Origin of the sequence: Vreelandella venusta (genome assembly GCF_015689495.1) — a bacterium.
Classification (GTDB): Bacteria; Pseudomonadota; Gammaproteobacteria; order Pseudomonadales; family Halomonadaceae; genus Vreelandella; species Vreelandella venusta.
The window spans coordinates 2,228,127-2,242,905 of the sequence record NZ_CP065135.1 but is presented as its reverse complement, the minus strand read 5'-3'; the positions used below and the strand labels follow the sequence as shown (position 1 = coordinate 2,242,905).

The window sequence follows — 14,779 nt, the reverse complement described above, 5'->3', positions numbered from 1 at the left end:
TGGCCACCCCGTTGAGCATTATCAGCTATCTATATCGCTTTTGCAGATATTAGCTACTGAGTTTCTTTTCAAGATAGTGAATATTGACGCCGCCTTGGCGGAAATAACTATCTCTCACCAAATCTTTTTGCAGGTCAATATTGGTCTTGATCCCCTCAACCAGTAGCTCATCTAGGGCGTTGCGCATACGCGTTAGGGCAATCTCGCGATCAGCTCCCCAGGTGATTAGCTTGCCAATCAGTGAATCATAATGAGGCGGTACGGTGTAGCCAGTGTACAGATGAGAGTCCATACGCACGCCAAGGCCACCGGGGGCATGGAACAGAGTGACTTTGCCCGGGGAGGGCATAAACGTACGTGAGTCTTCCGCATTAATCCTGCACTCAAAGGCATGGCCATTGATCTTTACGTCTTCTTGGCGAATCGAAAGTGGCAGGCCGGAGGCAATGCGCAACTGTTCCTTAACGATATCTACGCCTGTGACCATCTCGGTGACAGGGTGCTCTACCTGTACACGGGTATTCATTTCAATAAAGAAGAAATCACCGTCTTCGTATAGGAACTCGAAGGTGCCCGCGCCACGATAGTTAATTTCGAGACACGCTTGGCGACATGCCTCGAGCACCTTTGCACGCGCTTCCGGGTTGATGCCAGGAGCAGGCGCTTCTTCCAGAACCTTTTGGTGTCGACGCTGTAAAGAGCAGTCGCGATCATAAAGGTGGATAGCATTGCCTTGCCCATCAGCCAGCACCTGAACTTCAACATGGCGGGGTTTCTCAAGGAATTTTTCCATGTAAACCGTGCCATCGCCAAACGCCGAGTGCGCCTCAGTGCGGGTGACAGTAATGGCTGAAAGCAGATGGCCTTCGGTGTGTACCACCCGCATACCGCGGCCACCACCGCCGGCAGCCGCTTTGATAATTACCGGATAGCCAATGCGGCGTGCTGTGGCTAGGTTGGTAGCATCATCATCACCTAACGGGCCGTCTGAGCCAGGCACGGTAGGAACACCTGCAGCCTTCATTGCTTCAATGGCGCTAACTTTATCACCCATTAGGCGGATAGTTTCCGCGCGCGGGCCAATAAAGGTAAAGCCAGAGCGCTCAACCTGCTCAGCAAAGTTGGCGTTTTCCGAGAGAAAGCCATAGCCAGGATGAATGGCGCTTGAATCCGTCACTTCAGCAGCGCTTATTAATGCAGGAATATTCAAGTACGACTGCGCTGAGGAAGCGGGACCGATGCATACCGCTTCGTCGGCCAAGCGAACATGCATCAATTCACGGTCAGCTTTGGAGTGAACCGCAACGGTTTTAATGCCTAGCTCTTTACAGGCCCGGAGAATACGAAGGGCAATCTCGCCGCGGTTTGCGATAAGTACCTTGTCCAGCATGGGAGAATCCACCCGTGTTGTTGTGAAAGATTAAGCGATGACGATCATAGGTTGATCGAATTCCACCGGCTCACCGTCTTCCACAAGGATGGCCTCGACGACGCCGTCGCGATCGGCTTCAATTTGATTCATCATTTTCATTGCTTCAACGATACATACCGTATCGCCTTGCTTAACCGTATCGCCAACTTCCACGAACGATTTTGCGCCCGGTGCTGGGCTACGGTAGAACGTACCTACCATGGGTGAATTAACCGCTTCACCTTGGTAGCTTGCGCTTGGGGACTCTGCCTCGGCAGCCGGGGCGCTGGATTGAGCGGGTGCCTGCTGCATAGGAGCCATTTGAGCATACTGTGGCATTGGCTGAGGCTGCCATGTTGCACCATTAGGATGGCGGCTGATGCGGACTGACTCTTCGCCTTCCTGAATTTCAATTTCGCTAATGTTTGATTCTTCGAGGAGTTCAATCAGTTTTTTAACTTTACGAATATCCATACCTGTTGCCCCAAAAGTGATGAAGGTTAATCGTAGTGCAGTTGGCTGTGGTACAGCCAGCTGCATTACGTGTCGTTACAGCGCAGTAAACCTTGCCTGAAAATGAACAGAACGCTGCACGATGTTGAACGTTACCCGGCGCTAAGTCCTAAAAAATGAGGATTTTAGCAGATATGGCTGCGAAGTTTGCCGAAAAAGTACCGGCATGTCTAGTGAAGGTCGACATAAGCTCGTTGTTGGTGATTTAAACAACTGTTTGACGACGTTCGCGACACAAGGTGGCTTTAGGCTCCAGCTCAGCCTTGTTGCCAGCGGCGTAACGCTTCCAGGTGCTGCACTAACTGGGGCGCAGTTATTTCGCCTTGAATGCGTGCATCTCGCACTTCTTCTCCCTGGCTAAAAAAAAGTAAGCTTGGTGGGCCGAATAAGTTAAACCGGTTAAGCAGCTCTCGGCTTTGAGCATCTGTATCGGTGACATCGACCTCGATCAGGCGGAAATCGTTCAATGCTGTGACCACATTGGGGTCTGGAAAAACATCGCGTTCCATTAGTTTGCAGGAGATGCACCAGTCAGCAGTGAAATTAACAAAGGCAGGCTGTTGAGCGCTTGCGGCTTCCGAGAGTGCTGTTTCAAGTGCGCTCAGCTCATCAACTTGCTGAAAAGCCAGTGTGGCTTGCGGTGTGCCGCTGTCCGATGAGGAGCTGGATACCGTTAAAGGGCGCAATGGGTTACTGCCGCCTTGGGCAGCGCCAATGACAAGGGCAATGCCCCATGCCAGTAACATCAGTCCTAACGTTTGTCGTGCTTTAGGCCAGCCTTGTGGCTGATTCATGTTTAAGGCGCCCAACATGAGTGCGCTACCTATCGCCAGCGCTGCCCAGAGCAAAAGCGCTATCGAAGGCGCTACTAATCGCTCAACCATCCAAATGGCAACGCCCAGTAACAGCAACCCAAAAGCAATTTTAACGCCGTTCATCCAAGCGCCTGAGCGGGGTAGTAGTGTTGCTCCAAAGGTGCCCACTAATAGCAGTGGCACACCCATGCCTAGACCTAGTGCAAATAAAACAGCCCCACCCATGGCTGCGTTTCCGGTTGAGGAAATAAACACCAACGCACCGGCAAGTGGGGCCGTTACACAGGGGGAAACCACTAAGACTGATAGAGCGCCTGCTAGGGCTAAGCCCGCAGGACCGCTTTGCTGTGCACGTGCTTGCCAGCCGTCAATTTTGGCGGCCAGTCGCGGCGAAACTCTTAAGTCAAACGCTCCGAACATAGCTAAAGCAAATAGCGTAAATAGAACAGCAAAAGTAGCTAGCACCGGCGCTGATTGTAGGTGGGCTTGAAGATTTAATCCCGCGCCGAACAGTCCCATTAATACGCCGACTAACGCATAGGTGGATGCCATGCCCAAAACATAGCTGGCTGAGAGTACAAATGCTCGGGGCCGAGTTGGTTTTTGTCCTACGATAATGGAAGACAAAATAGGTATCATCGGTAGTACACAGGGCGTGAAAGTAAGCCCCAGTCCGGCGATAAAAAATAACCCTAAGGCAAGAGGGAGGCTGGCGCTGCCGAGCAAGGCATTAAAGCGGCTATCTTCGCTTTGTGGGGCTGAGAATTCAGCGCTGCTATTTGTGTTCGCAGTTTGGCTAATTTGCTGGGTATTGCTGTCATCTGCGCCTGCCTGTGCTTGATCTGCAGCGTCCCAGTCAGCAAAGGCCGAGGGGGGGGATGACTCTGAAGCGTCAAGCGACAGGGTTTCCGGCGGATAGCAGAGACCTGCGTCGGCACAGCCTTGGAACGTTAGTTCAATATTGATCGGGCCGCTATAGGCAGGGGTAAATGGGGTTTCAAAGACTAATCGGTCGCGAAAAACATACACATCGCCCATGAATTCATCAGTTGTGAATGTTCCTTGCGGAAGTAGCGGTTCATCAAGGGATACAGCGTCCGTTTTGCTGCTAACGCTAAATTGGTGGCGGTATAAATAGTAGTCGTCGGCAATATCGACACCAATATAAATGGCGTTGCCATCATGCCAAGCGGCAGGCTGAAAGGCCTCTAGAACAGGTAAAAAGTCGCTTTGATTGCTGGAAGAGGAAAACCACTGAGCGTGGGCTAGCAGGGGAAGCCAGCAAAGTAACAGTAACAAGCTTAAACGCTTAAAAGACAACACGAAGTATCCTTACGCAGATGTATCAGGGAAATTTTGAAATAGCATATCCTACCTTGTGAAGTCAGCGTAGATGCTGCGGTGACGTGACGCGCTTCTTCATGCTGCGTTAATGTTAAACCTTAGAACTCGGAATTAAGCGGCAGAAAATACAAAAGGCTGCCACATGGGCAGCCTTTAAGAGGAAGCGAGGTCTGGCGTTATTGCTCAACCCGATAGGTTAAGCTTTTTGGTACGCCGCAACTGATTTTTCGATCGCTTTGCGTGCCGCTTCAACACCTTCCCAAGACTCTACTTTCACCCACTTACCTTTTTCGAGATCTTTATAGTTCTCGAAAAAGTGAGCGATTTGCTGACGCAGCAGTTCAGGAAGATCTGTCACTTCTTGAATATCGTCATACAACGTGCTCAGTTTGGGATGCGGGACGCACACCAATTTTGCATCTTCGCCGGCTTCGTCGGTCATATTCAAAATGCCAACAGGGCGAGCGCGAATGATGCTGCCCGGAGCTACGGGGTGGGGGGTAACGACTAAGGCGTCCAGCGGGTCGCCATCGTCTGCCAGGGTGTGGGGAATAAAGCCGTAGTTAGCCGGATAAAACATGGGGGTTGCCATGAAGCGGTCAACCAGAAGGGCACCCATATCTTTGTCGATTTCATACTTAATCGGCGCATGATTAGCAGGAATTTCGATCGCCACGTAAATATCGTTGGGCAGATCCTTTCCAGCGGGGATGTTATCGAAGTTCATCGTTTATTCCTTGGCTTGGCTTATCTTAGCTTGGCTTATGTCGTGCGAAGGCTAAGCAGTTGATGCATTGCATTAATGGCGGAGAATTATACGAAGTTGGCTAGTGGATTACCAATGCGACATAGGTGTGTGCCGCTAACAATGACAACGAATCCAAAAATAAGCATCGTTTTTCGCCACCACGACGTTTGGCGGGCATCGCTTCTCATGATCAGCGTGTATCATAACCACTGTGTGGTTCCCATGAAGAGCCGAAAGCCCAGGAGGATGAGTTGGCGCACGCCCAGTTACTAATTAGTTATGGCCAAGCCTTTGTAGCCCCTGATAGACGTCTGCACCGTAGCTCTATGTCGGTGCGGTTGCCTGATGCGCAGCTGTTGAAAGTAAAAGGGGGTTGCGCAGTTATTAGTGACTCGATTTCTCGTAACACCTTAGCTAAACAGGCAGGTGATTTAAGTGTTCGTGGTTTTTTGGCTGACTATTACTCTACGCCTGATCATTGGGACACGAAAACGTCGGCAACCCGGGTACTGCGTGCTCTCAATGGTTGGTGCTACAGCCAAAGCAAGCATGTTAAAGAAGGAAGTTTCGTATCTTCGCTATCCGCGATGGTCTTTCGCGAGCGTGAAGCGCACCTATTTCATATGGGGGATACGTTAGTTTTTCGCTTGCGAGGTGCTGAGTTCGAACAGTTAACCCGCGACCATGTAACCGATATTGGCGGCTACCGTTATCCCTCGCGTGCTTTGGGAATGGATGGCAGCGTCGATATCGACTATACCCATCTAGCGCTTAAACAGGGCGACTTTTTTGTTTTCACTACTCAGGGTGTCCGTGGCACCTTAATGCCATCTGATTATGTTCGTCTGATCCGCCAAAATGCCAGTGATCTAGACGCCGCCTGTGAGTGTCTAGCAAGCGAGGCAAAGCAGCGTGCCCAAGATAGGGGATATGGCGGCGATCAGTTTTGCTTCCAGATACTGCGTATTGATGAACTGCCGGAAGAGTCTGAAGATCACCCCGGGCTTATTTATGGTGACTTGCCTATTCCCCCCGAGCTAACGCCAGGAGAGCGATTTGACGGGCTTGAAGTGCTGTCGGTGCTGTCACGTAATGCGCAATCTAGAGTTTATCGCGTCCGCGATGTGCATTCAGAGCGTGAAATGGTGATGAAGGCACCCAGCCCAGAGCTCTCACTGCGTAACGCGTATCTGGAGCATTTTTTACTGCAGCAATGGGTGGTCGAGCGTGTAAATTCGCCCTTTGTCGTTAAAGTAATGCAGTCGTCACGGCCACGCCGTTACCTTTATTACTTAATGCAGCACGTGGAAGGGGAAACGCTCCGCCAGTGGGCAGAAAGGCACCCGCAAGCGAGTTTGGTGCAGCGCCTGGATATCGCCAATCAACTGGGTAAAGCGGTTCAAGCGTTGCATCATCGCGATATCATTCATCAGCAAATTACCCCGGATAATGTGCTGATCGACCCCCATGGCAAGCTTGTATTGGCAGATTTCAGCGCCTGTCACATGCGCGAGGTGGATGGCCATCGCCACTCGGGCGAGCTACTCCGCCAAATTGGTTTTAACGAACACACGGCCCCTGAGTACGCACTAGGTGATAGCGTAGGTCGACGTAGCGACCAGTACTCATTAGCATCAACGGTCTATTGGTTGCTGACAGGGGCATTGCCTTATACGTTGACGCCTAATCGACTGCGCAGCCACACCGATCTCGAAGAGCTCAGCTACCGTAGTGCTCGAACAACTAACCCAGAAATATCGACGGAGCTTGATGATGCGTTGCGCCGTGCGCTAGATCCTCAGCGCGCACTCCGTTTTAGACGGCTTTCCGAATTTCTGCATGCCTTAAGAGTCCCGTTGGGGCGCGTGCCAAGCCGTGAGGAGCCTCGCCAAGAGTCACGGCGTTTTTGGCAGGGGGTGGCGGGAATTCTACTGCTCTTATTGGTGCTTTCCTGGTTGTTGCGCTAGAAGCGTAACGTTGTTCAATTAATAAATACTAACCACAAAAAAACGGGGCGATGAATGATTTCATCGCCCCGTTTTTATGACACGCTAACTATTTACAGCGTGAATTTAGGCAGTTTTTGCGCGACTTTTGCCAGCTTCAGCTTAGCCACTTTAGGTAGGCCGTTTTCAAACGGAGGGAAATCCTCGCCCTGGATGAGCGGAGAGAGATACTCTCGGCAAGCGGGGGTAATCGCAAAACCGTTTTCGCTAATAAAATCCCGTGGCATGAATTTTTCTTGGTTAGCCACTTGTGACAGCGGCGCCGAGATGACATCCCACTGATAGGGAGTCTGGGAAATACGGCGAATGGCAGGCATCATGGCATTTTTACCTGCAAGTGCTAATGTTACCGCCTCGCGGCCCACTGCATAGGCTTGTTCAACGTCGGTTTTAGAGGCCAAGTGACGCGCCGCACGCTGTAAATAATCAGCAACTGCCCAGTGGTACTTATAGCCCAGGTCTTGCTTCACCATTCCTGCCAGGGTTGGTGCTACGCCACCTAATTGGCGGTGACCAAAGGCATCGGTATTACCTGCATCGGCAAGGAAAGTACCATCTTCATAGCGTGCGCCTTCAGAGACAACGATGACGCAATAGCCGTACTTCTGAACGCACTCTTCAACGCGCGCCATGACCGCTTTACGGTCAAACGATACTTCAGGAAAGATAATCAGGTGAGGCGGTTCGCCTTCGCCTTCTCCCGCTAAGCCGCCTGCTGCTGCAATCCAGCCAGCATGACGTCCCATCACTTCAAGGACGAATACCTTAGTGGATGTGGCGCACATAGACGCAATATCCAGCGATGCTTCACGGGTAGAGGTGGCAATATATTTGGCAACGCTACCGAAGCCGGGGCTGTTATCAGTAATAGGCAGATCGTTATCAACGGTTTTCGGCACATGAATCGCGGTTAGCGGATAGCCGAGCTTTTCAGACAGCTGGGACACTTTAAGGCAGGTGTCTGCGCTATCACCGCCGCCATTGTAGAAGAAGTAGCGAATATCGTGGGCTTTGAAAACTTCGATCAAGCGTTCATATTGAGCACGGTGGGTGTCAATATCTTTCAGCTTGTAGCGGCAGGAACCAAAGGCACCGCCAGGTGTATGGCGCAAGGCAGCAATCGATTCATCGCTCTCTTGAGTCACATCGATGAGGTCTTCCGTTAAGGCACCGATAATGCCGTTATGACCGGCATATACCTTGCCAATCTGATCGGGCGCTTGCCTGCAAGCTTCGATAACGCCACAGGCGCTGGCATTGATGACGGCGGTAACGCCACCGGACTGGGCGTAAAAGGCATTATGCTGAGCCATGGAAACGTCTCATCTCCTGAAAACGGGTAGTTAAAACAGTCTGCAAGCAAAGAGGAAATAATGCCCCTTTGCTTGTTTTCATAATCGTGCATTAAGCAGCGCGCACTAACGGCACGCATACCACTAATGACACGCTTACGTAGAAATATCGTGCAAACACGTGGCATGCAGCCGCGAAGTTTAGCGCAAAGCCACTGTGGGTGCATCTTGGAGGCTCATCACTCGCTGTCGTCCAGTTCCTGTTCCTGCTGAGCCAGCCGCCATCCGCCTAAGTCTTTATAGCGGTTGACCATCGCACAGAAGAGTTCTGCTGTACGCTCGGTATCGTAGCGTGCCGAGTGGGCGGACTTGTTATCAAACTCGATGCCTGCCGCTCGACATGCACGAGCAAGCACTGTTTGGCCGTACACAAAACCTGCCAGGGTTGCTGTGTCAAAGCTGGAAAAAGGGTGGAATGGGTTCCGTTTCACGCCGCAGCGGTTCGCTGCCGCATTTAGGAAGCCATGATCAAAGGCAGCATTATGACCAACCAGTATTGCCCGTGAGCACCCATGTGCCTTGATTGATTTGCGGATGGGGCGAAAAATTTCACCTAGCGCTTCAGATTCGCTTAGCGCCACTTGGCGACGCAACGGGTCATCTAGATTAATGCCTGTGAAATCAAGCGCAGATTGCTCGACGTTCGCGCCTTCAAACGGATGAATGTGATACGCGTAAGTGGCGTCGGGTAATAAATTACCGTCAGGGTCCATGGTGAGCGTCACGGCGGCAATTTCGAGTACTGCGTCACTTTGGGCGTTAAACCCACCCGTTTCTAAATCAATGACAACCGGCAGATAACTGCGAAAACGTTGGGCCATCAATTCGCGGGCAAATGCCTCGCTCATGCAGCTCTCCTTAGTAAAGCGAGTAATTAGTTAGAATAAGTGGTTAAAGCAACCCCTTTGTTGGCTATGATTCTAGCAGCTTTACCCCTTAGGCGTCGTTGACGGTATTCGCTGAGCATTGAGAGCGCTATACTCGTAGTTTATGTTATTACACCGCGCTCAGCGCGGTGTCGTTTGGGTGAACTACTTTTCATGAACAAGGAGTAAAGAATGTCCGATGTCAAAAAGGTTGTGCTGGCGTATTCAGGCGGCCTGGACACATCCGTTATCGTTAAGTGGTTGCAAGAGACCTACAACTGCGAGGTAGTGACCTTTACAGCCGACATCGGTCAAGGTGAAGAAGTCGAGCCCGCACGTGCTAAGGCTCAGGCACTGGGTGTTAAAGAGATCTATATCGAAGATCTTCGCGAGGAATTTGTTCGCGATTACGTATTCCCAATGTTCCGGGCGAACACTATCTATGAAGGCGAGTATCTGCTCGGTACTTCTATCGCTCGTCCGTTGATTGCTAAGCGCTTAATCGAAATTGCTAATGAGACGGGCGCTGATGCCATTTCTCACGGTGCAACGGGGAAAGGTAACGATCAGGTTCGTTTTGAACTGGGTGGTTACGCGCTTAAACCTGGTGTGAAGGTTATTGCGCCCTGGCGCGAGTGGGATCTCACGTCGCGTGAGAAATTGATGGCTTACTGTGACGAGCACAGCATCCCGGTTGATTTCTCAAATAAAAAGAAAAAATCACCGTACTCCATGGATGCCAACCTGCTGCATATTTCTTATGAAGGCGGCATTTTGGAAGACCCATGGGCCGAAGCAGAAGAGGACATGTGGCGTTGGAGTGTTTCTCCTGAAGCCGCGCCTGAGCAGCCGACTTATGTCGAGCTGACGTTTGAGAATGGCGATATCGTCGCTATTGATGGTGAAACGCTTAAGCCTCATGAAGTGCTTGAAAAGCTTAATAAACTAGGTGGCGATAATGGTATTGGTCGCCTGGATATCGTTGAAAACCGCTATGTCGGTATGAAGTCCCGTGGTTGCTATGAAACACCAGGGGGCACGATTATGCTGCGTGCTCACCGCGCCATTGAGTCGCTGACGCTTGACCGTGAAGAAGCGCACTTGAAAGATCAACTAATGCCTAAATATGCTGAAGTGATCTACAACGGTTATTGGTGGAGCCCTGAGCGCCGTATGCTACAAGCGGCGATCGACGAAACACAGAAAAACGTTGCGGGCGTTGTTCGCATGAAGCTCTATAAAGGCAATGCAACGGTTGTAGGGCGTAAGTCTGAGCAGTCGTTGTTTGATGAGTCGATTGCAACGTTTGAAGATGATGCGGGCGCATACGATCAAAAAGACGCAGAAGGCTTTATTAAGCTGAATGCATTGCGTCTGCGGATTGCTGCCGGTAAAGGTCGTCAACAGAGCTAAGCATGCTAAGCGGCCAGGCGACGTCTGGCCGCTTTTAATGTGAAGGAGAGCGAATGTTTAAAAAACTATTTTCTGGCCTGTTGGGTGGCGCGGGGGCTGGTGCCTCGGATGGAAGCACCAAAGCGGCCGAGCCAGTTGAATATAAAGAGTATTTGATTGTGTCTCAGCCTGATAACCAAAGTGGGCAGTTTCGCGTTAGCGGTTGGATCCGTAAGTTAGATGGCGAGGGCGTTACTCACGAGCACCGCTTTGAACGCTCTGACATGTTGCCAGGCCGTGATGCCTGCGATGCGATGATGGTCGCTAAAGCGCAGCGCTTTATTGATGAAGTGGGTGAGGAGATGTTTACCGCTGATCCTCGTAATGCTAGTGAAACCTAGCAAGCTTTTCGTTTAGTTGAGGAGCGGAGTATGCACATGGTCTATCGTGCTTCCCCTTGGCGCTCCTTGGTATGTCATCATGGCTCATTGGATATCTCGGCGCTAAGCGCTCCACTTCGCGATTTTTACGCGCATACCTCTCTTTTTAATCCATCCTTATCTGACGCCTATGCCGCACAGCTCTCTTTTGTTGAGACGTTGCTGCGTTATGACTTGCCTGCTTGGCGTATTAGCGAACTCATTAGCGACCACATCGCTTGGCTTTATCGTCAATCGATTGCCGCAGCACTAGATGAGATGCAGGCGCAAGGGTGGGGGAAGCCGCCGGTGGATTACTGTGTTGTTACCCTCGGCTCGGCGGCACGCTTTGAAAGCTTGCTGGGGCCTGACCAGGACAATGCGCTGATTATTGACGACTATCCTGACACTCGACACGTTGAAGTTGATGGCTACTTTCAGGCGCTAGGCGAGCGTTTTACACAGCGCTTAGATGAAGCAGGCATTCCGCTTTGCCGTGGCCATGTCATGGCGCGTTGGCCAATGTGGCGCAAACGCTTGAGCGAATGGCAGCAGCAATTTGTAATTTGGAGTGCGGATCGCCAGGTTAAGCGGGTGCAGCAAACCAATATATGGCTTGATTTTTATCCTGTGGCGGGGAACCCTGAGCTCGCACAAGCGTTAGGCCAACGGGTGCGTTCAACTCTCTCAAGCGCGCCTTTGTTCATGAATGAAATGGCGGCGTTGTTAGATGAGCTGCCGGTGGCGCTTGACCGGTTTGGCCGCATTGCTTCACATCCTGGGCTAGCAGCTCCCTATGACCAAGCAATCGATCTTAAGCGACAAGGATTGATGCCGTTAATAAGCGCTGCCCGATTACTCTGTGTGCGCTACCAGCGAAGTGAGATAGGCACCCGTGAACGATTAACGGCACTTGCCCATTTCACTCGTGCGTTGACGAAGGAGCAGTCGAACTTATTGCTAGCCGCCTTTAGCCGTATTCAGCACTTGCTTTTAGAGCAGCAACGCTACAATAAATCTTGTGGGCAGACCGCCGACGGTTGGGTGGACCTGCGACGCCTTCGTGATGATGAGCGGCTGTTGCTGAAATTTGATTTACAGCAAATCAAAGCGTTTGTTAATCAAGTAAAGCGCTTATAACGGCTATTCCTCCGTAAGTTGCGAAGAGTTACCTAGAGTTGACTCCTTTGGGGCTGCTGGTAGCTCTAGGGTTAAGCATGCGCCCCCCAGCGTTTTAGCATCTTCTACCCATAGCCTTCCACCAAGGTGAGCAATTATGCCGCGACTGATAGGTAAGCCAAGGCCGCTACCTTTGGGGCGTCCGCGTGGTGTCTCGCCGCTTTGCTGTATTTGATGAAATTTCTCAAATACGCGCTCACGCTCGTCAGCGCTGATACCTGGCCCGTTATCTTCAACGCTTAAACGAAAATGATTACGATGCCGATAAAGTGCCAACCGCACTTGAGGCTGCTGGCGGTCAGCGAATTTACTGGCGTTATCGAGCAAGTTAATAATGACTTGCTCCAAGCGGTCTTGATCACCGACCACCATAGCGGGGTCAGCCGCTAAACTGATATCCAGGGTAATACCTCGATCTTCATGTAAGCGGGCAACCGCATCGATGCTCTGTCTCGCTAGGGCAGCTAAGTCGAGGGTGACAGGATGAAGCGTCAGGCGACCGCTCTCTAAGCGCGCAAGGTCAAGAATTTCCTCGATTAAACGCGAAAGGCGCTGGCTCTCATGGACAATAACACCAAGAAAGTGTTGGCGTTTTTCATCGGGTAGTTGATCGCTATCGCGTAATATTTCGGCAAACGCGCGTATCGAGGTTAGCGGGGTTCGCAGCTCATGACTTACCATGGCGACAAACTCGTCCTTCAAGCGGTCAAGCTCGCGCAGCTGTTCATTGGCGCTGCGTAGCTCGTCACTGACGGCGACTAATTCTTGAGATTTTTGCTCTAGCCGACGGTTGTATTCCAGGGTTTGTGACGTGGTGTCTAAAATGCTCAAAATCGACTCAAGATCCAGTGCTTCTCCGCGTACTACAGAATTGATCAGTACGCGCGCTGATGCACTGCCAAGTGAGCCTGCCAGTGCCTGCTCTGAACGGGTAATTAGATCGGCTGTTGCCGGTTCGTCTGAGCGGTAGTCGCTTTTATTAATGCTTTGGTTAAACACACGATGGGTGACTTGATTGCCAAGGTAGCGAATCAACAGCGCTTTTAAGGCGCCTTGAGTCGTCTGGCCTCTCCATAAAGAGGTCGTTTGCAAGTTGGGGTGTAAGGCTTCAGTAAACAGGGCGGCTTGGGTTTGCTCAAGTGGCGTCGGGCGGGTAAATAGTGACACGCCAATCAGTAAGCCAACATTTGCCAACATACTCCACAGCAGTGCATGGGAATAAATATCCCAATCTTCCAGGCCAAATAAGCGGTAAGGCATTAACCATGCAATGCCCCATGGCCCCTGAGTTAGGAATGTTGCATCTAACCAACCGGATTGGGCAAAACCTGGCAGCAGTAACGTATAGCACCAGACTAAAAAGCCTGCGATTAAGCCAGCGGTGGCTCCTTGGCGGGTCGCACCGCGCCAGTAAAGGCCGATTAACAGAGCTGGAGCAAATTGTGCGACCCCCGCGAAGGAGACAAGCCCGATAGTGACAAGGCTGTAGGAGTCACCAATCAGCGCGTGGTATAGATAGCCAAGCAGCAGTATCAAAACGATGGCAATGCGGCGAATACCCAATAGCCAACCCGCCAACTCGCCGGACGTGCTCAGGTGAAGGCGTTGTGTTCTTAGCAGCAAAGGCATAATGAGCTGATTGCTTACCATGGTAGAAAGTGCAATCGTTTCAACAATCACCATGCCGGTTGCTGCTGAAAGACCGCCTATAAATACCAGTAAGGGTAACCCTTCAAGCCCTGCAGAGAGGGGCAGTGTCAGCACAAAACTATCGGAGTCGCCTGCGCCAGCACCTAACAATAGGCCAGCAAGGGCAATAGGAATAACAAATAGGTTGATGAGCAACATATAAAGCGGAAATAACCAGCTTGCCCTGGCTAAATGCTGTTCATCGACGTTTTCGACAACCAGCACCTGGAACTGGCGAGGCAGGGTTAAAAAGGCCAGAAAGGCGAGTACTAGCATTCCGGCCCAGCCAGTGGCACCGCCTGGTACACTTGCCAGCCCCATTTTATCCGCCACTTCAGGCACCATGGCAACGCTGTCGAATAGTGCGCCGGGGCCTTCATACAACACAAACACCACAAAAATACCGACGGCCATAAACGCAATTAGCTTTACCACTGATTCCAAGGCAATAGCAGCAACCATTCCCTCATGACGCTCACTGGCATCTAGGTGGCGCGTGCCGAAAAGTATAATAAATACCGCAAGTACTAAGGCGACCCAAAGCGATTTGTCCAGCCAGAAACGCTCATCAACCAGGGTGGCATCCGCTGTATTGGGATAGTTCACCAGTACGGCATGGCTAACAGTGATCGCTTTTAACTGCAGTGCAATGTAGGGCGTAATACAAATGAGAGCCATTAATGCAACGAGTGCGCCTAAACTCGTGCTTTTGCCATAACGAGCACTAATGAAGTCAGCAATAGAAGTGATGCGCTGGCGGGATGCGATGCGTACCATTTTACGAATGATGACAGGGGCGAGAAGCATCGCCAGAGTGGGACCAAGATAGATAAGTAGGAAGCTAGGGCCATATGCCGCCGCCCGCCCTACGCTGCCATAGAATGTCCAGGCGGTGCAGTAAACGGCAATCGATAGCGCATATACCGTGGGCGAGCCAATTAATGATCGACCTTGCTCGGCACGGCGATCCCCCCACGCGGCGACGATAAACAGTAGCGCCAAATAGCCAAATGCTGTTCCTAGAATCACTGCATCTGTTCGCATG

The 14,779-nt window shown here is 51.3% G+C and carries 11 protein-coding genes; 4 read left to right on the top strand and 7 right to left on the bottom strand.

What is annotated here, in order from left to right:
• Positions 1–49: 49 nt before the first annotated feature.
• The 4 genes from accC to ppa form a co-directional block, all read right to left on the bottom strand.
• Positions 50–1,390, bottom strand: a complete 1,341-nt coding sequence (gene accC, locus IR195_RS10720; protein WP_125748228.1) for an acetyl-CoA carboxylase biotin carboxylase subunit — start codon at positions 1,388–1,390, stop codon at positions 50–52.
• A 30-nt stretch (positions 1,391–1,420) separates the two neighbouring features.
• The gene (gene accB / locus IR195_RS10715; protein WP_125748225.1) at positions 1,421–1,885 is read right to left on the bottom strand and encodes an acetyl-CoA carboxylase biotin carboxyl carrier protein; all 465 of its coding nucleotides are present in this window, start codon (positions 1,883–1,885) and stop codon (positions 1,421–1,423) included.
• 296 nt (positions 1,886–2,181) lie between these two features.
• Positions 2,182–4,062, bottom strand: a complete 1,881-nt coding sequence (gene dsbD / locus IR195_RS10710; protein WP_206047472.1) for a protein-disulfide reductase DsbD — start codon at positions 4,060–4,062, stop codon at positions 2,182–2,184.
• 217 nt (positions 4,063–4,279) lie between these two features.
• A complete protein-coding gene (ppa, locus tag IR195_RS10705; protein ID WP_125748222.1) occupies positions 4,280–4,810 on the bottom strand; it encodes an inorganic diphosphatase in 531 nt (176 codons plus the stop codon).
• 272 nt (positions 4,811–5,082) lie between these two features.
• Between ppa and IR195_RS10700 the strand changes: the two genes are divergently transcribed.
• Positions 5,083–6,798, top strand: coding sequence for a bifunctional protein-serine/threonine kinase/phosphatase (locus tag IR195_RS10700; RefSeq protein WP_125748219.1), 1,716 nt, complete (start codon positions 5,083–5,085; stop codon positions 6,796–6,798).
• A 92-nt stretch (positions 6,799–6,890) separates the two neighbouring features.
• On the opposite strand, the gene IR195_RS10695 is transcribed toward IR195_RS10700, so the two are convergent.
• Positions 6,891–8,150 (bottom strand): 6-phosphofructokinase, encoded by a 1,260-nt coding sequence (locus IR195_RS10695; RefSeq protein ID WP_206047471.1) that lies wholly within the window; start codon positions 8,148–8,150, stop codon positions 6,891–6,893.
• A 218-nt stretch (positions 8,151–8,368) separates the two neighbouring features.
• Positions 8,369–9,037 (bottom strand): ribonuclease T, encoded by a 669-nt coding sequence (gene rnt, locus IR195_RS10690; RefSeq protein ID WP_125748213.1) that lies wholly within the window; start codon positions 9,035–9,037, stop codon positions 8,369–8,371.
• A gap of 210 nt (positions 9,038–9,247) precedes the next feature.
• Between rnt and IR195_RS10685 the strand changes: the two genes are divergently transcribed.
• Genes IR195_RS10685 through IR195_RS10675 form a run of 3 tightly spaced genes read left to right on the top strand, consistent with a single transcriptional unit; the run spans position 9,248 to position 12,006 of the window.
• Positions 9,248–10,468 (top strand): argininosuccinate synthase, encoded by a 1,221-nt coding sequence (locus IR195_RS10685; RefSeq protein WP_125748210.1) that lies wholly within the window; start codon positions 9,248–9,250, stop codon positions 10,466–10,468.
• A gap of 53 nt (positions 10,469–10,521) precedes the next feature.
• The gene (locus IR195_RS10680; RefSeq protein ID WP_125748207.1) at positions 10,522–10,848 is read left to right on the top strand and encodes an HlyU family transcriptional regulator; all 327 of its coding nucleotides are present in this window, start codon (positions 10,522–10,524) and stop codon (positions 10,846–10,848) included.
• A 30-nt stretch (positions 10,849–10,878) separates the two neighbouring features.
• Positions 10,879–12,006: a DUF294 nucleotidyltransferase-like domain-containing protein gene (locus tag IR195_RS10675; RefSeq protein WP_206047470.1), complete on the top strand. Its 1,128-nt coding sequence runs from the start codon at positions 10,879–10,881 to the stop codon at positions 12,004–12,006.
• A gap of 3 nt (positions 12,007–12,009) precedes the next feature.
• On the opposite strand, the gene IR195_RS10670 is transcribed toward IR195_RS10675, so the two are convergent.
• Positions 12,010–14,778 (bottom strand): sensor histidine kinase, encoded by a 2,769-nt coding sequence (locus tag IR195_RS10670; protein ID WP_206047469.1) that lies wholly within the window; start codon positions 14,776–14,778, stop codon positions 12,010–12,012.
• Between the last annotated feature and the right edge of the window lies 1 nt (position 14,779).